At 35.5% G+C, this 23,296-nt stretch carries 16 protein-coding genes, 6 tRNA genes, 3 rRNA genes and 1 pseudogene; 5 read left to right on the top strand and 21 right to left on the bottom strand.

Translation table 11 applies throughout. The features are described 5' to 3' along the window. Window positions 1-27 precede the first annotated feature (27 nt). The 3 genes from JG554_RS03865 to JG554_RS03855 are packed head-to-tail and all read left to right on the top strand — an operon-like array spanning window position 28 to window position 3,601. A complete protein-coding gene (locus JG554_RS03865; RefSeq protein ID WP_203265375.1) occupies window positions 28-2,058 on the top strand; it encodes a BglG family transcription antiterminator in 2,031 nt (676 codons plus the stop codon). A 5-nt stretch (window positions 2,059-2,063) separates the two neighbouring features. Continuing rightward, on the top strand, window positions 2,064-2,498 hold the full coding sequence (locus JG554_RS03860) for a PTS mannitol transporter subunit IIA (protein WP_070039544.1): 435 nt from the start codon (window positions 2,064-2,066) through the stop codon (window positions 2,496-2,498). Further along, window positions 2,498-3,601: a mannitol-1-phosphate 5-dehydrogenase gene (locus JG554_RS03855; protein ID WP_064209822.1), complete on the top strand. Its 1,104-nt coding sequence runs from the start codon at window positions 2,498-2,500 to the stop codon at window positions 3,599-3,601. Before JG554_RS03860 ends, JG554_RS03855 begins: the two co-directional genes overlap by 1 nt. Window positions 3,602-3,910: 309 nt before the next feature. Here JG554_RS03855 and glmM read toward each other — a convergent pair whose 3' ends face one another. The 21 genes and pseudogenes from glmM to JG554_RS03740 all read right to left on the bottom strand — a co-directional run bounded on the left by glmM (window position 3,911) and on the right by JG554_RS03740 (window position 22,353). Continuing rightward, the gene (gene glmM, locus JG554_RS03850; protein WP_046207709.1) at window positions 3,911-5,266 is read right to left on the bottom strand and encodes a phosphoglucosamine mutase; all 1,356 of its coding nucleotides are present in this window, start codon (window positions 5,264-5,266) and stop codon (window positions 3,911-3,913) included. A 24-nt stretch (window positions 5,267-5,290) separates the two neighbouring features. Further along, entirely contained in the window at window positions 5,291-6,223 is a 933-nt protein-coding gene (locus JG554_RS03845; protein WP_064209821.1) for a CdaR family protein, read from the bottom strand. Window position 6,224: 1 nt separating this feature from the next. Then, window positions 6,225-7,031, bottom strand: coding sequence for a diadenylate cyclase CdaA (gene cdaA / locus JG554_RS03840; RefSeq protein WP_019467737.1), 807 nt, complete (start codon window positions 7,029-7,031; stop codon window positions 6,225-6,227). Between the two features lie 173 nt (window positions 7,032-7,204). After that, window positions 7,205-8,744, bottom strand: a pseudogene (locus JG554_RS13330) (IS3 family transposase). A gap of 87 nt (window positions 8,745-8,831) precedes the next feature. Beyond that, window positions 8,832-9,737 (bottom strand): arginase, encoded by a 906-nt coding sequence (rocF, locus tag JG554_RS03820; protein ID WP_070039777.1) that lies wholly within the window; start codon window positions 9,735-9,737, stop codon window positions 8,832-8,834. Between the two features lie 250 nt (window positions 9,738-9,987). Then, window positions 9,988-10,060: transfer RNA gene (locus JG554_RS03815), tRNA-Lys, on the bottom strand. A gap of 3 nt (window positions 10,061-10,063) precedes the next feature. After that, window positions 10,064-10,138, bottom strand: a tRNA-Gln gene (locus JG554_RS03810). Between the two features lie 4 nt (window positions 10,139-10,142). Continuing rightward, window positions 10,143-10,226 (bottom strand) — tRNA-Tyr (locus JG554_RS03805). Between the two features lie 18 nt (window positions 10,227-10,244). Further along, window positions 10,245-10,320 (bottom strand) — tRNA-Val (locus tag JG554_RS03800). Window positions 10,321-10,332: 12 nt separating this feature from the next. Next, a tRNA-Glu gene (locus JG554_RS03795) sits at window positions 10,333-10,404 on the bottom strand. Between the two features lie 3 nt (window positions 10,405-10,407). Next, window positions 10,408-10,482 (bottom strand) — tRNA-Asn (locus JG554_RS03790). A gap of 13 nt (window positions 10,483-10,495) precedes the next feature. Continuing rightward, window positions 10,496-10,610: ribosomal RNA gene (gene rrf, locus JG554_RS03785) — 5S ribosomal RNA — on the bottom strand. Between the two features lie 77 nt (window positions 10,611-10,687). Then, a 23S ribosomal RNA gene (locus JG554_RS03780) occupies window positions 10,688-13,606 on the bottom strand. Between the two features lie 283 nt (window positions 13,607-13,889). Continuing rightward, window positions 13,890-15,442 (bottom strand): 16S ribosomal RNA (locus JG554_RS03775). The 16S, 23S and 5S rRNA genes sit together here with 6 tRNA genes alongside, the layout of an rRNA operon. Before the next feature lie 497 nt (window positions 15,443-15,939). Further along, window positions 15,940-17,004, bottom strand: coding sequence for an Mrp/NBP35 family ATP-binding protein (locus tag JG554_RS03770; protein WP_046208387.1), 1,065 nt, complete (start codon window positions 17,002-17,004; stop codon window positions 15,940-15,942). Between the two features lie 169 nt (window positions 17,005-17,173). Continuing rightward, entirely contained in the window at window positions 17,174-17,581 is a 408-nt protein-coding gene (locus JG554_RS03765) for an MFS transporter (RefSeq protein ID WP_070037716.1), read from the bottom strand. A gap of 30 nt (window positions 17,582-17,611) precedes the next feature. Continuing rightward, complete coding sequence (locus tag JG554_RS03760) at window positions 17,612-18,067, bottom strand: SepA family multidrug efflux transporter (protein WP_046208389.1); 456 nt, start codon at window positions 18,065-18,067, stop codon at window positions 17,612-17,614. 188 nt (window positions 18,068-18,255) lie between these two features. Further along, window positions 18,256-19,599, bottom strand: a complete 1,344-nt coding sequence (sdrM, locus tag JG554_RS03755) for a multidrug efflux MFS transporter SdrM (RefSeq protein ID WP_046208390.1) — start codon at window positions 19,597-19,599, stop codon at window positions 18,256-18,258. Between the two features lie 248 nt (window positions 19,600-19,847). Next, the gene (trhA, locus tag JG554_RS03750; RefSeq protein ID WP_046208391.1) at window positions 19,848-20,531 is read right to left on the bottom strand and encodes a PAQR family membrane homeostasis protein TrhA; all 684 of its coding nucleotides are present in this window, start codon (window positions 20,529-20,531) and stop codon (window positions 19,848-19,850) included. Window positions 20,532-20,549: 18 nt separating this feature from the next. Continuing rightward, window positions 20,550-21,737, bottom strand: a complete 1,188-nt coding sequence (locus tag JG554_RS03745) for a UTP--glucose-1-phosphate uridylyltransferase (RefSeq protein ID WP_203265373.1) — start codon at window positions 21,735-21,737, stop codon at window positions 20,550-20,552. A 115-nt stretch (window positions 21,738-21,852) separates the two neighbouring features. Continuing rightward, window positions 21,853-22,353: a metal-dependent hydrolase gene (locus JG554_RS03740; RefSeq protein WP_070037708.1), complete on the bottom strand. Its 501-nt coding sequence runs from the start codon at window positions 22,351-22,353 to the stop codon at window positions 21,853-21,855. Between the two features lie 177 nt (window positions 22,354-22,530). Between JG554_RS03740 and JG554_RS03735 the strand changes: the two genes are divergently transcribed. Together JG554_RS03735 and JG554_RS03730 are read left to right on the top strand one after the other, a co-directional pair. Next, window positions 22,531-22,791: a SunI/YnzG family protein gene (locus tag JG554_RS03735; protein WP_046208394.1), complete on the top strand. Its 261-nt coding sequence runs from the start codon at window positions 22,531-22,533 to the stop codon at window positions 22,789-22,791. A gap of 182 nt (window positions 22,792-22,973) precedes the next feature. Continuing rightward, window positions 22,974-23,291, top strand: coding sequence for a heme oxygenase (locus tag JG554_RS03730; RefSeq protein WP_046208395.1), 318 nt, complete (start codon window positions 22,974-22,976; stop codon window positions 23,289-23,291). The last annotated feature ends 5 nt before the right edge of the window (window positions 23,292-23,296 follow it).

The raw sequence follows: 23,296 nt of genomic DNA, 5'->3' as shown, positions 1-23,296 counted from the left end.
AAGAGAAATAAATTGGAGGGTATGGCTATGTTTTTGAGTACACGTGAAAAGGAAATTATCGAAATGTTAATTAAGTATCACGGTCAATATGTCACTATTTATGACATTGCTCAACATTTAGCTGTATCCTCTCGTACTATTCATAGAGAATTAAAGTCTATTGAGCCATTTTTAGAAAGTTTTAATATTGAATTGGAACGCGTTACGAAAAAAGGTTTACAGTTATCTGGTAGTCCATCAGCGATACATTCATTAAAAAATGAATTACTTCAACAAGTTACGATTGATTTGTCTCAAGAAGAACAAAAAGTAATTATATTATATGCACTTATTCAAGCTAAAGACCCAATCAAGCAATACAGTTTAGCACACGAAATTGGTGTTTCTACGCAAACCCTAGCTAAATTACTAGATGAGTTAGATGGTGAACTCGTACAATATCAATTAACGCTTCAAAAAAAGCGTGGTGAAGGTATTCACCTTTATGGTGCTGAATCAAAAAAAAGAGAGTTATTAAGTCAATTGATGGTTAATAATTTAAACAGTACGAGTGTTTATTCTGTAATAGAAAACCACTTTGTGTATCAATCCATTAATCAAACTCAGTTACCAATGGTAGATTTAGATAAAATCTTCCAAGTTGAGAGAATTCTTATGGATCATTTAGGACAACTACCTTATTCACTGACAGAATCAAGCTATTTAACTTTAACAGTACACATTGTGCTCAGCATTGATCGAATGCTTAAAGATGAATATGTAGCTTTAAATGATGATATTTATAATCATGTCAAAGATACCTTTGAACATCAAGTCGCCTCAGCTTTAGCATTACATTTAGAGCACATCTACGGCGTTCAGTTCAACCAAGCCGAAATAACCTTTATCACGATTCATTTACGCGGGGCCAAACGCAAAGAAACTACTGAAGTGTTTAAAAATAATAAAGATGATCAACGCATCAAAAATCTTATTCAAATGGTATCAGAGATTTCTCAACAAACATTTAAAGATTGGCGAACATTAAGCGAAGGGTTAAAATTGCATATAATACCTGCAATCAATCGATTAAATGCTAATATTGAAACGCATAATCCTTTAACTGAAATGATTAAGCATAAATATCCAAGATTATTTGAAAGTGTACATCAAGGTTTAATAAAAACATGGCCAAATTTTCAATTTCCAGAAAGTGAAATTGCATTTATCGTATTACATTTCGGTGGTGCAATTCAAAAACAAGCCACATCTTTTTATAAGGTGCTCGTCGTTTGCAGTAGTGGGATTGGTACAAGCCGTCTACTTGCTACACGATTACAACAAACATTTAGTGAAATTCAACAAACAACGCAAGCCTCTGTGGGTGATCTTAATTCCATTGATATTCAACAATATGATGCTATTATTTCAACAGTTAATCTAGATATCAGCTTACCATATCTCACTGTTAATCCATTGTTACCAGATGCAGACATTAATCACGTAGCTGCTTTTCTAAACATGCAACAAGACAAGCCACAAACGCAAATATTTGATGATGCTGATATAACCTTTTCAAATCCTGAATATCAATTAGATTATATCCGTAAAGGACTTGAAGTCATTGATTCGATATATATTGATTATACACATATTCAAGATTGGATTATGTATTTAACAAGACAATTATTTAAACATCAAATTATTGAAGATAAACAGTCATTCGCTGAACTTATTAAGCAACGCATGGATGAACAAGGCTTTGTTTTAGATCCTTATCCTATTGCTATGCCACACTTAAAAAGTGATTTAATTAAAAAACCATTTATCCTAGTCACTATATTAGAAAACCCACTTTTGCTTAAAAGTAATCAAAATGACAAAGTTTCTGTAACATATTTATTAAATATGTTCATACCTCCGGATGATATCATGGCACAACTTATTAGTGAATTATCTGGAAAAATTGGTGAGCATCTCGATAATATCGATCAATTTATGCAACAAACAGAACAATTATCAGATTTACTAAAACAAAGTTATCTGAAAGCATTACAAAATCAATTAAACATGGAGTGAATAATATGAGCGAATTATTTAGCAATGACAATATTTTCATTAATCAAACAGTGAAAGATCAAAACGAAGCAATTGAAAAAGCAGGACAAGCACTTGTATCCAGTGGTGCAGTTACAGAAGACTACATTCAAGCTATGAAAGATCGTGAGCAAGTTGTAACAACATTTATGGGTAATGGATTGGCCATTCCCCACGGTACTGATGAAGCGAAAACTAGTGTATTAAAATCAGGGTTAACTTTAATTCAAATTCCTAATGGTGTTGATTGGGATGGAGAAGAAGTTAAAGTGGTTGTAGGTATCGCAGGTAAAGATGGTGAGCATTTAGATTTACTATCAAAAATTGCTATTACATTTAGTGAAGAAGAAAATGTTGAACGCATTATCAATGCTTCATCAGCTGAAGAAATTAAACAAGTATTTGAGGAGGCTGACGCATAATGAAAGCATTACATTTTGGTGCGGGTAACATTGGTCGTGGTTTTATTGGTTATATTTTAGCTGATAATGATATTAAAGTTACATTTGCAGATGTCAATGCTGAAATTATTGATGCTTTAGATTCAAAACATGAATATGATGTGATACTAGCTGACGATGCGCAAACAACAACTCGTGTGCACAATGTTGACGCAATCAATTCAGGACAACCTTCTGCTAAATTAAAACAAGCTGTATTAGAAGCTGATTTAATTACTACTGCAGTCGGTGTAAATATTTTACCAATTATAGCTAAAACGTTTGCGCCTTATTTAAAAGAAAAAGAAACACCGGTAAATATTGTAGCATGTGAAAATGCCATTATGGCTACGAACACATTGAAAGAGGCAATCTTAGATATCACTGGTCCATTAGATGACCATATTCATTTTGTCAATTCTGCAGTTGATCGAATTGTTCCTCTGCAGTCCAATGAGAATATTTTAGATGTCATCGTGGAACCTTTCTATGAATGGGTTGTAGAAAAAGATGCATGGTATGGTCCAGAATTAGATCATATCAAATACGTGTCTAATTTAACACCTTATATTGAACGAAAATTATTGACGGTAAACACTGGTCATGCATTCTTAGCCTACGCTGGTAGATATAATAATCAACCTACGATTTTAGATGCAATGAATGATAAAATAATCAAACATGACCTGGAAGAAGTTTTAAAAGAAACCAGTCAATACATTACGAACCAATTTGATTTTTCAACATCAGAACAAGCAAAATACGTTGATAAAATTATTGAGCGCTTTAAAAACCCTCATCTTTCAGATGAAGTAACTCGTGTTGGTCGAGGCACAATCCGTAAAATTGGACCTCAAGATAGAATAATTAAACCATTAAATTATCTCTATCAAAATAATCTAAAACATCATGCCTTAATTAAAGCAGCTGCATTACTATTAAAATACGATGATACGAATGATCAAGAAACAGTTGAAAAAAATAATTATATTAAAGATTATGGTGTTGAAGCCTTCTTAAAAGATTATGCTAAAATTGATGATCACTTGGCTTCTGAAATTAACAAAGAATACAACGTTTTATAAAAGATAATGTATTATTAAATATCCAAAATTATAGACTAATCCTCATTTATATGGATTAGTCTTTTTAGTTAATTTTTATAACATTAGTTGTATTTGCAAGAAATAAGTGACTTTATAGCTCAATTCTGTACTTTTCTTATGCTTCTGATTCTACTAGATATCTACCTAACTTAATTTACAAAATGAATTTAAAATATAATATTATGAATTACACACTTCGTTTGGTTTATAGCTAATAAAAAACTGTCAATACATGTACTAACACTATCATTAGTATCTGTATTAACAGTTTCAAATAAGTCATAGAACTTATTCATTTAACCCCATTTTCTCTTTAACTACATCTGCAATTGTTTGGGCATAATGTTGTGCTGCTTCATCAGTTGCTGCTTCAACCATAACTCTTACTAATGGTTCCGTGCCTGATGGTCTAACTAAAATACGCCCTTCTCCGTTCATTTCAACCTCTACTCTAGTCATAACTTCCTGAACATCTACATTTTCTTCTACGCGATATTTATCAGTCACACGCACATTAACTAAAGATTGAGGATATTTTTTCATTTGTCTTGCAAGTTGACTCAAGCTTTTACCAGTCATTTTAATAATGCTTGCTAACTGCACGCCTGTTAATAAACCATCACCTGTAGTGTTATAATCCATTAACACGATATGGCCAGATTGTTCTCCACCTAAATTATAATTACCTCTACGCATTTCTTCAACTACGTAACGATCTCCTACTTTTGTTTTATTAGATTGAATACCTTCATCTTCTAAAGCTTTGTAGAATCCTAAATTACTCATGACGGTTGAGACGATCATATTATTATTTAATTCTTGGTTCTTGCTCATTGCTTGACCAATGATGAACATAATTTGATCTCCGTCAACGATATCTCCATTTTCATCAATAGCGATTATTCTATCGCCATCACCATCAAACGCTAATCCAAAGTCACATTCAGCCTCAACAACTTTTTCAGACAATGTTTCTGGATGTGTTGATCCTACATGATCATTAATATTATAACCATTAGGATTACAGCCAACCGTAACTGTATCAGCCTCTAAATCTCCAAATAAAAACGGTGCTAGAGATGAAGTAGAACCATGGGCACCATCTAAGGCGATTTTCATACCATCTAAGTTAACATCAATCGTTGATTTTAAATAACTTAAATACTTCTGCGCACCTTCAAAATAATCAGAATAATGCACAATGTCTTCACCGACAGGACGTGGTAATTCTGGATTTTCTTGGTCTAATAATTGCTCAATTTCTCTTTCTTGATCATCAGATAGTTTGAAACCATCTGAACCGAAAAATTTAATACCGTTATCTGGGACAGGATTATGAGAAGCAGAAATCATAACACCTAATTCAGCTTCCATCTCTTTAGTTAAATATGCTACGCCAGGTGTTGATATAACGCCTAAACGCATGACTTCTGCACCGATTGAAATCAATCCAGCGATCAACGCAGATTCAAGCATTTCACCAGAAACACGAGTATCTCTACCTACTAGTACTTTAGGGTGCTTTTCACCTTCATTATGGGCTAACACGTAACCTCCAAAACGCCCTAATTTAAACGCAAGTTCTGGCGTTAATTCTTTGTTTGCAACGCCCCTTACGCCGTCTGTACCAAAATATTTTGCCATGATTTATATCTCCTTTATAAAAATCTATTTAATATTAATTTTTGCTGTTGTTTCATTTGGTTCAATTTTTGAAACGTCATCTGGTAATTTAAATTCTACATTTTTTTCAGTTGATTCTGTAACTCCATCTAAATCGATTTCTGCAGTAATTTCGTCAATATCTTGAATGTCGTTTCTATTACCGAAAATTTCTACTTCTTCTTTATCTAATTTTATATCATCTATCTCTTTACCTTTAGGTAAGGCGCCTATTGCTTTAGTTTTCACTTTTACTTTCTTGCTATAATCTTCCAATTTGACGCTCAAATTAACTTCATTTGGTTGTATTAATACTTTGATTTTATTGAGTTTTCTATCAAAAGCAGTGATACGTGCAATATCCGTAGTATCTTTACTAATTTTATCTTTATCTTTAAACGTAGCTTTTAAGTATGCAATTTTATCAATTTGCTTGTTACCACCAGTAACTTTAACTGTTTCAGGCGATACGCTTTGGTCACTCACTTTATAATTGGCATCTAAGTCATTATCACTCACATCAGGTTCTACTTTAAGTTTCTTAGTAACTTTTTCTTCAAGATTAACTGTTGTTTCTTTTGGCTTAACTGTATAATCAACGTCTTTATTTAAACCATTGACCTTGAATTGTGTGGTATGTTTTCCAGCCTTCTCACCACTCAAATCAAGTACAGCTTTAATATTTTCGCCGTTTTCAGCTTTCAACACTTGAGATTGTGGACCAGATATTTCAATATCCACTTTATTCGGTACATCGCTAGCATATAACGATTTACTATCATAATTAACTTGTACTGGTACATCCTGAAGTGTTTCAGTAGATTTTTGTCCCAGTTGGTCAGCATTAAAGATATTACCAAACATGTTATTGACAGATAAGAAGAATACTAATGCTAAAACTAATGCGATTAATCTTAATCCCCATTTACTTTCTAACATATTAATTCACACCTTTCTCTTGAAAGTGTGTGCCAAACCAATGTTCAGCCAATAATTCTTCAAATGCTTCATTAGATATATCTTTTCTTAATTTACCATCAAACGTGACTGAAATAGATCCTGTTTCTTCAGATACTACTACTGTAAATGCATCTGAAACTTCTGAAATGCCCACAGCTGCCCTATGTCTTGTTCCCAGACTTTTAGCTATTTTAGCACTGTCTGACAGTGGCAAATAACTGGCAGCACTTGCAATTTTGTTCGCTTGAATGATCATAGCACCATCATGTAAAGGTGTATTTGGTATAAACACATTAGTCAGTAATTCTTGAGAAATTTCGGAATTCATTGCTATACCTGTTTCAATATAATCTTGTAATCCTGTTTCTTTTTCAAATACGATTAATGCGCCAATCCGGCGTTTAGCCATATACTGAACAGCCTTAGAAACAGATGAAATAAGCTTGTCTTCATCACTATTCAAACTTGTAGAATAGCGTTTAAATAGACTTCCTCTACCCAGTTGTTCTAAAGCACGTCTAATTTCCGGCTGAAATATAACGATTAAAGCTAAAACACCCCATTGTATTACTAAATCAAACAAACGAGATGTCGCTGTTAAGTTTAACATTTTACTCACTTGTTGGCCGATCACAATTACTACAATACCTTTCAGCAATTGAATCGCTTTTGTACCTTTAAATACTGTAATGAGAAGATAAAGTACATACCATACAATGAGCAAATCGAGTACACTAGCAATTATTTTGACTGTACTCCAATCATCAAAAAAGTTGGATAAATCCATAACATCTCCTCCGGTTATCTGTTCCCATGTTATATATTATACCAATCATAACATTAACTGTCATATTAAGTATTAATTTTTTATCATAAAATTAAAAGGAATAATATGGAATTTGAACTGCACCCTGTCAAGTAGACAGTGAAAAAAACAAAATGTTTATGGCTACCTTATATTTACGATATAAGGGTAGCCATTTTTAATGTTATTCTTTCTTGATTAAAAAATTCTATATATGAATTAATTGCTTTTATTGCTGTAGACTTGTCTTTAAAAATCACTTTTTTCTTCCTCTAAACAATTCACTTTTAATAGTTCCCCATACTCCTTCCATAGGTCCATTATCTATGCAACATCCTGGTCGTGACATACTTTGTTTTATACCAAGTTGCTCTAACGTAACTTTAAATAATCTGCTTGTATATTGATATCCTCTGTCGCTATGCAAGAGTATACCTTCGGTATTCGGCACAAGTTTGACTGCTTTTTTGAGCGTATCTAATACAAATTTATTGTTATTTGAGGTACTTAATTTATGACTGATAATCTGTTTGCTGCCTAAGTCATAAATAGCACTTAAGTAAAGTTTTTACCATTGCTGAGTTTGAATTCTGTAACGTCAGTTAACCATTTTTATTTGGGATTTGTTCTTCAAATTTTCTATTTAATATATTATGTGCTGTAATTTCAGGTGTTGTTTTAATATATCGTTTTCTTTTAGGGCGGATAGTAGATTTTAGATTAAGTTGATTCATCAATCTATAGACACGTTTATGATTTACTTTTTGATGTAGTTTAAGTCTTAAATATATGTATATACGACGATATCCATATATGCCTTTGTATTTATTGTAGATATCAACGATATCTTTGATTAATTTTTGGTTTTCAATTTCTTTATTTGATGGTTTGCGATGTAACCATTTATAGTAACTTGAACGTGATATCTTTAATACTGAACATAACCAAGCTATCGGATAAAGGTTTTTAAATGCTTTTACCGTTTGGTATGATGCTTTTTGTCTGATGCCTGTTTCATCAACTTCCTTTCTATTTCTTCTTCCTTTTTAAAACGTCATTTTCCATTTGAAGAAATTTATTTTTCTCTTTAAGTATCTTAATTTCAGCTTTTAATGCTTCTTCAGGTGTTAATACAGACTGGGGTTTCCCTTTTCCACGTCCATCTTTAAGTCCATCATACCCATACAAGTTGTACTTTTTTACCCAGTTATATACTTGGCTATAATTGATGTTAAAATGATTTGCTGTTATCTTATACGATTGGCCATGATTCATATAATAATCAACGATTTCTACACGATCTTCAAATGTTAATGATTTATATTTCAATTGATACACCTCGGGTTTTGGAGAATATGTTTTTAATATTTTACCCGATAAATACTTTGAAATCCATTTGTTTACAGTTGAAGTAGTGGGGATATTATATTTAACTACTAAATCAGTTAAAGATAGGCCATCATTTATATATTCGTGCACAACTTTAAGCTTAAATTCATTTGAGTAGGTATTATTTCTCTGAATTGGTAAAAGCACCTTTATTCCATGCTTCTTAAATTTATAATAGTTAATCAATAATGTTCTAGGAGAACAATTTAAATTTAATTTTTGAATTACATTTTTCATACTATATCCTTCTTCATATAAGCTGAAAGCTTTTTGATAAGTTTCAGGTGATAATTTTCTATGAGTCATAAAAAAGCTCCCTTCAAAGTTTACATTTTTAAGTGTCTACTTTGAAGGGAGCATATCAATTACCCCCATATTATTCCTTTTATTGTTTTATAATAATGTTTCACCAAAGAAACTACCTACTAATGAAACTGCCTGTTCTGCCGTGTGATTATTCATATCTATCAAAGGATTTACTTCAACTAAATCCATGGAAGTGATTAAATTTGAATTATGTAATAATTCTAGCGCAAAATGACTTTCTCTATATGTTAAGCCTCCTAGTACTCTTGTACCAGTTCCTGGTGTTTCAGCAGGATCTAAGGCATCTACATCTAATGACAAATGAATGCCATCTGTTTTAGATTTCAAGTAATCTAAAGTTGCCTCCATCACGTGCTTAATCCCAAGTTTATCAATATCGGCCATTGTATATGTTTTTATATTATTTTCTTTAATATATTGACGTTCTCCCTTATCTAAATCTCTCATACCTATCAGTACAATGTTCTCTGATCTAACTTTTGGCGCATAATTAGAGATATTCACTAAACGTGAGTCCCCTTCGCCTGCCAACACTCGCAGTGGCATCCCATGTATATTACCTGAAGGTGATTCTTCAGGTACATTTAAATCACCATGTGCATCATACCAAATCACTCCTAAATTTTCATAGTGTTTACTAATACCAGAAATTGAGCCTATTGCTATGGAATGGTCACCACCTAATATAAGTGGAAAATTACCATTATCAACACTTTGTGATACTGTTTCACTAAGTTGGTTAGATACTTCAACTATTTCATCTAAATTGCGTAATCCTTTTTGAGCTGAGTTGAACTTCTCTAAATGTATTGCAGGAACACTAATATTACCTGAATCTTTAACATTAATTCCAATATTTTGTATTCGTTCTACAATACCTGCATAACGGATTGCGTCCGGTCCAAAATCTACCCCCAATTTTTTTTGGCCATAAGTCGAAGGTGCACCAATAATCTCTACTAATTTATCCATTTAAAAAACCCCTTTGTTTTCGTTTGATACTAGGATAATCTAAAGTGATATGACTTTCAAGCTAATACAAAAGCCCCCAATTATGTAAATTTAAGCAAATTACATAAAGAAACAAAATAACGATTTTTAATTCAAAATAACTAGGTATAGCAACATAATTTCATTATTTTAAACAAAAAAATGTATATAATAAATATCAAAAAACTTCTATTAAAAACAAAAAAAGCATTCCCGAAGGAATGCTTAAAAGTGAGCCATAGAGGATTCGAACCTCTGACCCTCTGATTAAAAGTCAGATGCTCTACCAACTGAGCTAATGGCTCTAATGGCTGGGCTAGCTGGATTCGAACCAGCGCGTGACGGAGTCAAAGTCCGTTGCCTTACCGCTTGGCTATAGCCCATTAATGGTGGAGGGGGGCAGATTCGAACTGCCGAACCCGAAGGAGCGGATTTACAGTCCGCCGCGTTTAGCCACTTCGCTACCCCTCCGTATTATTAAATTAGCAATGGTGGAGGATGACGGGTTCGAACCGCCGACCCCCTGCTTGTAAGGCAGATGCTCTCCCAGCTGAGCTAATCCTCCAATATGTATCAATGACCCCGACGGGACTCGAACCCGTGTTACCGCCGTGAAAGGGCGGTGTCTTAACCGCTTGACCACGGGGCCATATGGCTCCACAGGTAGGACTCGAACCTACGACCGATCGGTTAACAGCCGATAGCTCTACCACTGAGCTACTGTGGAATAATAATACATTGCCTGGCAACGTCCTACTCTTGCGGAACGTAAGTCCGACTACCATCGGCGCTAAGGAGCTTAACTTCTGTGTTCGGCATGGGAACAGGTGTGACCTCCTTGCTATAGTCACCAGACAATGTCATGTATAAAATTTATACACTCAAAACTAGATTGTAAGTAAAATTTAGTTTAACCAACAAAACTTTTAAATTTGATTAAGTCTTCGATCGATTAGTATTCGTCAGCTCCACATATCGCTATGCTTCCACCTCGAACCTATTAACCTCATCATCTTTGAGGGATCTTATAACCGAAGTTGGGAAATCTCATCTTGAGGGGGGCTTCATGCTTAGATGCTTTCAGCACTTATCCCGTCCATACATAGCTACCCAGCGATGCCGTTGGCACGACAACTGGTACACCAGAGGTATGTCCATCCCGGTCCTCTCGTACTAAGGACAGCTCCTCTCAAATTTCCTACGCCCACGACGGATAGGGACCGAACTGTCTCACGACGTTCTGAACCCAGCTCGCGTACCGCTTTAATGGGCGAACAGCCCAACCCTTGGGACCGACTACAGCCCCAGGATGCGATGAGCCGACATCGAGGTGCCAAACCTCCCCGTCGATGTGAACTCTTGGGGAGATAAGCCTGTTATCCCCGGGGTAGCTTTTATCCGTTGAGCGATGGCCCTTCCATGCGGAACCACCGGATCACTAAGTCCGTCTTTCGACCCTGCTCGACTTGTAAGTCTCGCAGTCAAGCTTCCTTGTGCCTTTACACTCTATGAATGATTTCCAACCATTCTGAGGAAACCTTTGAGCGCCTCCGTTACTCTTTAGGAGGCGACCGCCCCAGTCAAACTGTCCATCTGACACTGTCTCCCACCATGATTAATGGTGCGGGTTAGAAATCCAATACAGCGAGGGTAGTATCCCACCAACGCCTCCACGTAAGCTAGCGCTCACGTATCTAAGGCTCCTACCTATCCTGTACAAGCTGTACCGAATTTCAATATCAGACTACAGTAAAGCTCCACGGGGTCTTTCCGTCCTGTCGCGGGTAACCTGCATCTTCACAGGTACTATGATTTCACCGAGTCTCTCGTTGAGACAGTGCCCAAATCGTTACGCCTTTCGTGCGGGTCGGAACTTACCCGACAAGGAATTTCGCTACCTTAGGACCGTTATAGTTACGGCCGCCGTTTACTGGGGCTTCGATTCGTAGCTTCGCAGAAGCTAACCACTCCTCTTAACCTTCCAGCACCGGGCAGGCGTCAGCCCCTATACATCACCTTACGGTTTAGCAGAGACCTGTGTTTTTGATAAACAGTCGCTTGGGCCTATTCACTGCGGCTCTCCTGGGCGTGAACCCTAAAGAGCACCCCTTCTCCCGAAGTTACGGGGTCATTTTGCCGAGTTCCTTAACGAGAGTTCGCTCGCTCACCTTAGAATTCTCATCTTGACTACCTGTGTCGGTTTGCGGTACGGGCACCATAAATCTAGCTAGAGGCTTTTCTCGGCAGTGTGAAATCAACGACTCGAGGAAACAATTTCCTCTCCCCATCACAGCTTGACCTTATGAGTGCCGGATTTGCCTAACACTCAGTCTTACTGCTTGGACGTACAATCCAATCGTACGCTTCGCCTATCCTACTGCGTCCCCCCATCGCTTAAAACGATTCATGGTGGTACAGGAATATCAACCTGTTATCCATCGCCTACGCCTATCGGCCTCAGCTTAGGACCCGACTAACCCAGAGCGGACGAGCCTTCCTCTGGAAACCTTAGTCAATCGGTGGACGGGATTCTCACCCGTCTTTCGCTACTCACACCGGCATTCTCACTTCTAAGCGCTCCACATGTCCTTGCGATCATGCTTCAACGCCCTTAGAACGCTCTCCTACCATTGTCCTACGGACAATCCACAGCTTCGGTAATATGTTTAGCCCCGGTACATTTTCGGCGCAGTGTCACTCGACTAGTGAGCTATTACGCACTCTTTAAATGATGGCTGCTTCTAAGCCAACATACTAGTTGTCTGGGCAACGCCACATCCTTTTCCACTTAACATATATTTTGGGACCTTAGCTGGTGGTCTGGGCTGTTTCCCTTTCGAACACGGACCTTATCACCCGCGTTCTGACTCCCAAGTTAAATTGATTGGCATTCGGAGTTTGTCTGAATTCGGTAACCCGAGAAGGGCCCCTCGTCCAAACAGTGCTCTACCTCCAATAATCATCACTTGAGGCTAGCCCTAAAGCTATTTCGGAGAGAACCAGCTATCTCCAGGTTCGATTGGAATTTCTCCGCTACCCTCAACTCATCCGCTCACTTTTCAACGTAAGTCGGTTCGGTCCTCCATTCAGTGTTACCTGAACTTCAACCTGGTCAAGGGTAGATCACCTGGTTTCGGGTCTACGACCAAATACTCAACGCCCTATTCAGACTCGCTTTCGCTACGGCTCCACATTCACTGCTTAACCTTGCATCAAATCGTAACTCGCCGGTTCATTCTACAAAAGGCACGCCATCACCCATTAACGGGCTCTGACTACTTGTAAGCACACGGTTTCAAGTTCTCTTTCACTCCCTTCCGGGGTACTTTTCACCTTTCCCTCACGGTACTGGTTCACTATCGGTCACTAGAGAGTATTTAGCCTTGGGAGATGGTCCTCCCAGATTCCGACGGAATTTCTCGTGTTCCGTCGTACTCAGGATCCACTCAAGAGAGAACAGATTTTCGACTACAGGATTATTACCTTCTTTGATGCATCTTTCCAGATGCTTCGTCTAATCTATTCCTTTGTAACTCCATATAGAGTGTCCTACAACCCCAACAAGCAAGCTCGTTGGTTTGGGCTCTTCCCGTTTCGCTCGCCGCTACTCAGGGAATCGATTTTTCTTTCTCTTCCTGCGGGTACTAAGATGTTTCAGTTCTCCGCGTCTACCTTCGATACGCTATGTATTTACGTATCGATAATACGACATAACTCGTATTGGGTTCCCCCATTCGGAAATCTCTGGATCACAGCTTACTTACAGCTCCCCAAAGCATATCGTCGTTAGTAACGTCCTTCATCGGCTTCTAGTGCCAAGGCATCCACCGTGCGCCCTTAATAACTTAATCTATTTGCTTTCCAACTCGACAACCGTCGGTTGAAAACCCAAAATGTTATTAATCTGTGAGTGTTCTTTCGAACACTAGCGATTATTTCTTTTTGAATTCAAGCTTATTTAAAACTCTTATTCACTCGGTTTTGCTTGGTAAAATCATAAATTTTACTTACTTATCTAGTTTTCAATGTACAAATCATTAAAGAATACTCGAATGAGCATTCAAAACTGAATACAATATGTCAATGTTATTCCTTTGTCATCTTCTAAAGAAGATGTTCCGAATATATCCTTAGAAAGGAGGTGATCCAGCCGCACCTTCCGATACGGCTACCTTGTTACGACTTCACCCCAATCATTTGTCCCACCTTCGACGGCTAGCTCCATAAATGGTTACTCCACCGGCTTCGGGTGTTACAAACTCTCGTGGTGTGACGGGCGGTGTGTACAAGACCCGGGAACGTATTCACCGTAGCATGCTGATCTACGATTACTAGCGATTCCAGCTTCATGTAGTCGAGTTGCAGACTACAATCCGAACTGAGAACAACTTTATGGGATTTGCATGACCTCGCGGTTTAGCTGCCCTTTGTATTGTCCATTGTAGCACGTGTGTAGCCCAAATCATAAGGGGCATGATGATTTGACGTCATCCCCACCTTCCTCCGGTTTGTCACCGGCAGTCAACTTAGAGTGCCCAACTTAATGCTGGCAACTAAGCTTAAGGGTTGCGCTCGTTGCGGGACTTAACCCAACATCTCACGACACGAGCTGACGACAACCATGCACCACCTGTCACTTTGTCCCCCGAAGGGGAAGGCTCTATCTCTAGAGTTGTCAAAGGATGTCAAGATTTGGTAAGGTTCTTCGCGTTGCTTCGAATTAAACCACATGCTCCACCGCTTGTGCGGGTCCCCGTCAATTCCTTTGAGTTTCAACCTTGCGGTCGTACTCCCCAGGCGGAGTGCTTAATGCGTTAGCTGCAGCACTAAGGGGCGGAAACCCCCTAACACTTAGCACTCATCGTTTACGGCGTGGACTACCAGGGTATCTAATCCTGTTTGATCCCCACGCTTTCGCACATCAGCGTCAGTTACAGACCAGAAAGTCGCCTTCGCCACTGGTGTTCCTCCATATCTCTGCGCATTTCACCGCTACACATGGAATTCCACTTTCCTCTTCTGCACTCAAGTTTCCCAGTTTCCAATGACCCTCCACGGTTGAGCCGTGGGCTTTCACATCAGACTTAAGAAACCGCCTACGCGCGCTTTACGCCCAATAATTCCGGATAACGCTTGCCACCTACGTATTACCGCGGCTGCTGGCACGTAGTTAGCCGTGGCTTTCTGATTAGGTACCGTCAAGACGTGCACAGTTACTTACACATTTGTTCTTCCCTAATAACAGAGTTTTACGATCCGAAGACCTTCATCACTCACGCGGCGTTGCTCCGTCAGGCTTTCGCCCATTGCGGAAGATTCCCTACTGCTGCCTCCCGTAGGAGTCTGGACCGTGTCTCAGTTCCAGTGTGGCCGATCACCCTCTCAGGTCGGCTACGTATCGTTGCCTTGGTAAGCCGTTACCTTACCAACTAGCTAATACGGCGCGGGTCCATCTATAAGTGATAGCAAAACCATCTTTCACTTTAGAACCATGCGGTTCTAAATGTTATCCGGCATTAGCCCCGGTTTCCCGGAGTTATTCCAGTCTTATAGGTAGGTTACCCACGTGTTACTCACCCGTCCGCCGCTAACGTCAAAGGAGCAAGCTCCTTATCTGTTCGCTCGACTTGCATGTATTAGGCACGCCGCCAGCGTTCATCCTGAGCCAGGATCAAACTCTCCATAAAAAATTATGATGTTTGATTAGCTCATAAAATACTAATTTGTGTTATCAATAACACGTTGTTTTGATTCAACATTTAATGTTGAAATCGGAATTAACGTTGACATATTGCAATTCAGTTTTCAATGTTCATTTTCGATAAATAATTGCTTTTCTATCTTATCATCTTCGTTAACGTTTCGTCAACAAAAAATCAATTTATTTAACAATCACTTAACATCACTTTAATAATATTAAAATATTATTTCCTTTTTTCAAGTATATTTTTTACACTTTTAAAAATTTATTTAAATAATGTTTTGCCGTTTTTGACGACTTTTATATATTATCAATTTGACTATAAAAAGTCAATGGTTTATATAAATTTTTGTAGCAAACTTTTACAACTATATAACAACACATTTGTTGGTCACAAGAAATCATTTTAACACCAATTCAAAAAATTGCAAGAGAAAAAAATGAGTAGAAAACTTTAGTTTTCTACTCACGCTTCTAAAAACCTTATTTTTTTGTTTTGTCGATGATTTGTTTTGCCATTGATTGATATATTTTACCTAGTCGATCTTCTGCTTGGTAAATGGATGGTGCGAAATCTTTTGGATTCCATGATGGTTGCTCTAAAGGTAATTGACCTAAAAGCTCAGTTTGCAACTCATCTGCTAATTTTTCTCCGCCACCTTTACCAAATACATACTCTTTATTTCCGGTTTCTTTACTTTCGAAATATGACATGTTTTCTATGACACCTAATATAGAATGTTCTGTATGTTTAGCCATAGCTCCCGCTCTTGCTGCAACAAAAGCTGCAGTTGGATGAGGTGTAGAAACAATGATTTCTTTACTGGATGGTAACATCGTATGTACATCTAAAGCAACATCACCAGTACCTGGTGGTAAATCTAAAAGCAGGTAATCTAAATCTCCCCATCGTACTTCAACAAAAAAGTTAGTTAACATTTTACCTAACATAGGTCCTCTCCATATAACTGGTGCGTTTTCTTCAACAAAAAATGCCATTGAGATTACTTTAACACCATGTCTTTCAACCGGTATAATTTCTTTGCCGTCTACTTCCGGTTTTTTATCTATTCCCATCATATCTGGAACACTAAATCCATATATGTCAGCATCTACGAGTCCAACTTTTTTGCCTTCTCTTGCTAGTGAAACAGCTAAGTTTACAGCAACAGTGGATTTACCAACGCCCCCTTTTCCAGAAGCAATCGCTATAAATTCAACAGGATTATCTTTTGATAATAGCCCTTCTATTGTTTGTGGTTGGTCATCACTGTTACCTCTATATTGTTCAACAACATCAGACGGCAGCTCCTCAAACCTTATCCCAACAGTATTCGCACCATTTTCTTTTAGCACTTCCACAATAGCCATTTGTAAATCTAACTGAGGCTGTCCTCCTAACTGAGCCATTGCCACTTTCACACTTACATGTTCTATCTCATCTTTTGTTGTTACCTCTATGATTCCATCTGTTTCCTTTAAAGGAACATTAATAATTGGATCTTTAAGTTCTCCAACAAGTTCTTTAACTTGCTCTATCGTTAACACAAAGCGTCCCCCTCTATTTTATAAATATATCCATTAATATTCTAACAAACATCACTTAATTTTGCTTTAAGTAGTTTACATTTAGTATAAATATAATCTTAGTAATACAAAAGAAGTTAGCTCAGTTTGTTTTAATTCTTAACAGCTGGAGCTAACCTCTATACTTTCTTTATACCTTTCGCATGTTAAATTCGTTGACATCCCTGTTTTCCTTAATAAACAAAGCTATGATAAACCCAATAATAACGAATACACTAATAACTATAAATGAGAACTCCACACCATTAGCAATCGCTTGTCGTTGTAATAGTTCTTTATTTTCTATACCTCTAGCATTCTGAGTATATATCTTTGTTCCTATTGTCATAACTGTAACCATCAAGGCAGTGCCTAAGGAGCCCGCAGTAACACGGCCAAAATTACTTATTGCAGCTCCATGAGAAATCTCTCTTTTATGAAGTGCATTAATGCAAGCTGTATTTAAAAGTGTCTGATTTAATATAGCAATAAAAGCACTGATAATCATAACCGCAACAATCATGTTTCTATTTGTTTTAGACAAATATTCTACGGACACTTAATCACCTCTCACCACTTATATCATCGACTATTTATTCTGATTAAGATTTTCGCTATCAGGATAAAAGACTTCTTTACACACAAATAACATACCCATAATTACAACAATTACCCAAAAATCAATATCTATATATGCATAATGAATGTGAACTATAAAATAGAATAGTAATGTGGTAACAGTAAATGTTATTAAATGATACGTTATCCCTTGAAAATAAGGGTTATCTGGTAGTTTTTTCCTAAAATAATCCATCAAATTTTCAATGATAAACAGTGTAAAATAACCCAATACGATATAACTACCATAATAGATCAAGTTATCATAAAAGCTTTTATTATAACCAAAGTATGCTAGATGAAAAAATATAAGGATACGACTTAATCCATATAAACCAAATCCTAAGAATGCAAGAAATATAGCACCTGAAATGATAAATACCGAAAGTACAATAAGCGTCGTAAATAAATACTTTATATATTTCATTGCTTACTGTCCTCCCCTTCATCTAATTTATTTTCTGTTTATTTTACATTAATTCTTAATTAAAAAAACTGTTTCTTATTTTACCATTATAACAACATACACCAAAATACAAATAAGCAAGTATTAAAATTCACTAAACTTCAATACTTGCTTAATAATTAAAATAAATATGACTTTTCATTTTTATTCTAAGAATTGCATTTGTGATTATCTTGTTTATATTGTGTCTGCCAAAGTACAAACAATATGATTAAGATGATAAGACTAAGTATAATCACATTGTGTATCGGTAAATGGATAAATGAAACCGTTAAACCATAAACTGTTCCCATAATTGTAGAGCCGATAGAATTACCTAGACTTTTCGTTAATGTATATAGTGACATCATGCGTTTCATATTCTGAGGTGACGTTTCTTCTTGAGTTATTACACTGTCTTTCGTATATACTGTTCCAAAACTAACACCAGCCAGCAATAAACTAAACGCTATAAATATCGGTGTTTTTGTACCTGCGAATATAAAAATGCCACATATTGTTAAAAGAGTAAAAGCAAATATATACAAACCTTTTCTAGACATTTTTGCTTCTAACCTATTTAAATTAAAATTCAACACTAACCAAGCAAAGGAAATTGGAAAAATAACAAATCCACTCTGCAAGGGAGATAGACCCAGTTCTTCTTGTAGATATATTGGCATATATAAATTATATCCCATCAGTATCATTGCATATAAAAAATCTGTAGTAAAAACGAGTATGATAGTTTTATTAAATTCTTTAACAGGGAAGAAAGGAGCTGCTACACCCTTTTCATTTTTAATTAATATCATACCCATAATAATTGCTATAATAAATGAAAGACAATTTAAATACCACAGATTGTTATTCATTACTGTAAACATTAAAAAGAAAACAAACAGATAAAATAACATAAGTCCTTTCATATCTAATTTATGTGAAGTTGTCGTCTGTTCATGTTTAAAATGAAATGTAAATATGACCAATAACATGGCGATGATAGCGATAGGTATATTAACGAAAAATAACCAATGCCAAGTAGCTAATTCTAAAATTCCGCCACCTAAGACCGGACCTATAATACTGGATATCCCCCACACACTACCTACAATTCCCATAATTTTATATCTTAAAGGAATTGCAAAAGCAAGCTTTGGTACAATTTGGCTCAAAGCCATCATTATTCCTGCACCCAATCCCTGAATAAAACGCGAAATAATTAAAATACCAAATGTACTACTTATACCTGAAAAAAAGCTTCCAATTGTAAAAAATACTAATCCCAAAAGTGTTATGTATATAATTTTAGTGCGATCCAATAATTCACCTACAATTGGATTAGCAATCACAATTGCTATAAAGTAAACTGAAAATATCAGTGATATTGAACCAGTCACATTTAAATCTTCTTTTATAGTTGGCAATGCTAATGAAACGATTGAAGTTTCAATTGCAGACATAAACATAATTAGTATTAATGCAACAACAACACCAAATGTTTTTATATTCATATTTAATCTCCTAACACGAAACATTCATTATCAATCATTACTAAATCACTATTTGTGCCTAAGTTCAATAGGTTTCCAGTAAATTACTTCTTTTGCCCTATAAAAATGACTAAAAAGAAAGCGAGAATTAAAATCAAATGAACCATTTTGATTTATCTCCCGCTTCCCTGATTAGCTGTATTTCTTTAATCTCATTAATCTTATAAATTAATAATGTTTTACATTAAAACGTTCCATCTATTCGATCATTACATAAAATATAAAATAGCTATAAAGTGAAACACAGAAGCTATTAAAATAAATAAATGCCAAATCATGTGAAAATACGGTCGCTCTTTTTGTGCATAGAACCAAGCACCTATCGTATAGGCTATGCCACCCAACAATATGAATAACATAAACTTCAAGCTCGTATCGAAAAGAATTGTAGGTAAAAATATTATCCCAATCCAACCCATCACTAAGTACATCGTTAAGCTAAGCTTATGATTTACATGTTTAGCCAAAGATTTATAGAGTATGCCCCAAATGGTTATGCCCCATAAAACTATCATTGCTGTCCAACCTATCCAACCACCTACTAACACTAGACATACAGGTGTATAGGTACCGGCAATGGCAATATAAATCATGCTATGATCAATGATTCTAAGAATAAATTTGTGCGACGAATGATTAGGCATTGTATGATATACCGTTGAAGATAAAAACATTAAAAAAATACTTATTACATAGATAGAAACACTAAAAGAACCTAAAATACCATGCGCAAAATAACTTTGTAACGCTGCATATGGTAAAGCGCATAATGTTACAAAGGCAGCGACGCCATGTGATACTGCATTACCAATTTCTTCTCCAAATGTTAATGGTATGATATTTTTAAATGTTTTAGTGACTTTATTACTTTTAACCTCTAATGGTTTAGTCATTAGTGTAATCACCTTTTCTTAGATCCTATTTAAACGTTTTAAATCAGCTGTAGCAGTTTCTACACTATCTTTTCCTTCTTTATTCTTTAACGGAGAAAACTCTTCTTCTCTTGGCACTTGTAATGTAAGAAAACTATTTGCATATTGGAAAATATCAAAATAAAATAATTCAAATTTTAAAGCGGGTTTTTCAATAATTCCAAAATCGTCATCCAATTGTTTAAGCTGTTTTACTGCTAAATGATAAGGCAATTTATTATCTACAGCAGCGTTAATAAATTGTAACTTAAACATATGTATACCAATGTTTGCATTATTTAATTGGTTTGCAGTTTCCGCTTCTAGTTCAGAGTATTCAAGCACGGTATCTTTATCAGCATTTTTAACTAACCTTCCAACACTCTCACCGTGTTTAGGTTGAATCGATTTCGTCGTAATATCCATACTATTTTGGAAAGTGTATCCTGCAAAAAACAAATCTAACACCTTCACTAAAACATTATCAATGTTATTTAAAAAGATATATTCAACACCGTTTTCAGTCATATCTTCAAGATAGCCTGCTTTTTTCAGTGATTTAAATACACCACCGTTACCATTTGGCGTTTCTAAAATAGAACTATCTACATCTAAAATAAGTTTTCCTTCTTCAGATAATGCAACGATATTATCTTGAATAAAGAAATGAACGTGGTTCTTGTCATATCCAAAATATTTTTTTTCTTCAAAAAACAACTGAGTTTGACTATCATTTATTTTACTTGTCATAATGTACCAATCTACATAAACACCCGATTGTTCTTTCAATTCTAGTAATTGACGTGCTTGTAATTCAAATAGGCTCACATCTTCAATCTCAAATGCACCCTTAGGTCCTTTGTATCCTAATCGTGTGCCTTGTCCGCCTGCCATTAAAACTACTGCAAATCTTCCTTTTTTAATAGCTTTTAGGCCAACATGTTCAAATTGTTTAATTTCTTCTTCAGAGAAATTTTCTTTGATATCGTATTTCACTTCATTTACTGAAGATATGTCATCTATTATTTGTTTATTTAAATACAAATCACGATATAAATTTTGAATGTAAGTTAAATCTAATTGATCCACTTGACTAGCTAATTGTTCTTTTTCATTATTACTCATTAATTTTTCAAATTCTATTAGATGTTCTTGGTTAAACTTTTCTAACTCTTTCTTATCTAACATGTCCTCTCTCCTTTATATTCAAAATAGATAAAAAATATATCTTATATCTAATAGGAATATATAATTTCACTATATGCACTTTATATTATTACAAATATAATCACAACCATAATCATCATAAATTTAAAAAGAAATGATTAAAGAATGGTTTGAATAATACGTATAGTGCACCTATTGAAAGCGCGCCTGCTAACGATAAGTCTACTAAGCCACCTGTTTTAAAAACTAAGGGGAATTTAATCGTTAACGGTATTGGATATAATAACTTTACACCTCTAGGCGTTAACATATCTAGTATAACATGTGAAAGCAAACCAAAGATAATTGAAACTAAATAATATTCTGGTGTTTGAATAATATATAAAAGGATACCAATTATAGAAATAAATAATAACGAGTGTGTGAATGTCCTGTGCCCAAACAGTATACGAACAAAAATACTTAATACTTTGAATCGCCTGCCAATTCTACTCTGCGTGTGACAAATATCAGGTAATAAGCTTGATATAACTGCAAGTGTCATTATTGTTATCGATGTAAATAAATCTGTCTGATAGTATTCTATAGTTAATGCACCTACTAACAAACCACATGATGTGTGAGTTTTGCCTGTCATGTTCATTGCCCCTTTTCTCGGCTAAATTTTACCATAAAATCCACAATAATGCGAACATACTTTCGTAAAAGATAAATAGTATGACATAATAATCAAAAGTATCACACAATCACTTGAAAACGATTACTTTTTGTTGTATGCTATAGCTATAAATAATTTAAAGGATGTGTTCACGATATGGCAATGACAGTAAAAAAAGATAACAATGAAGTAAGAATTCAATGGAGAGTCGCTGATATTAAGATTCCAACAAGCGAGATTAAAAATGTTTCACAAGATCAAAATATCCATGCAGTTCCAAAATTAGATAGAGATAAAGTTTCACGTATTGGTTCTACATTTGGAAAAACTAATCGTGTTATCATCGATACTGATAACCATGAATACATTATTTACACACAAAATGATCAAAAAGTTTATAATGAAATTACAAAATAGTAGTCACTAAAAGTTAAATTTAGTGAATTTAATTGATTATAAAAAGAAGTGAAATTCTGAAAAATAGGATTTCACTTCTTTTTATATGCAAACACATGAAATAATAAATAAAAGTTTTCAATCAGATAACAGTTTAGTTAAATGCTATACTAAAAATATCAATATGAAAGTAGGTGGAAAATATGTATGTAGTTACTAATCGAATAGATGTTAAGAAAGGGTTTGCTGAAAAGCTAGCTCCGAAATTTACACAAGGTGGAAAAATTCAAGATTTAGATGGCTTTCATCATATTGAAGTATGGTTAATAGACGACGAGACAGATTACGACCAAATGTATGTTAATACGTGGTGGGAAAATGAAGAAGCTTTTAATGGTTGGCTAAAAAGTGATGCTTTTAAAGAGGCGCACAGCCAAAGAAACACTTCTTCACAAGATGAACCATCACCTATTTTAGGAAATAAAATCGTTAAAGCAACTGTTTTAACAAAACTTCACTAATTAAA

This window comes from Staphylococcus sp. 11-B-312 (assembly GCF_016743055.1).
In the GTDB taxonomy this organism is placed as follows: Bacteria; Bacillota; Bacilli; order Staphylococcales; family Staphylococcaceae; genus Staphylococcus; species Staphylococcus ureilyticus.
The sequence above is the reverse complement of the archived record's forward strand: the minus strand, read 5'-3'. Positions and strand labels throughout refer to the sequence as shown.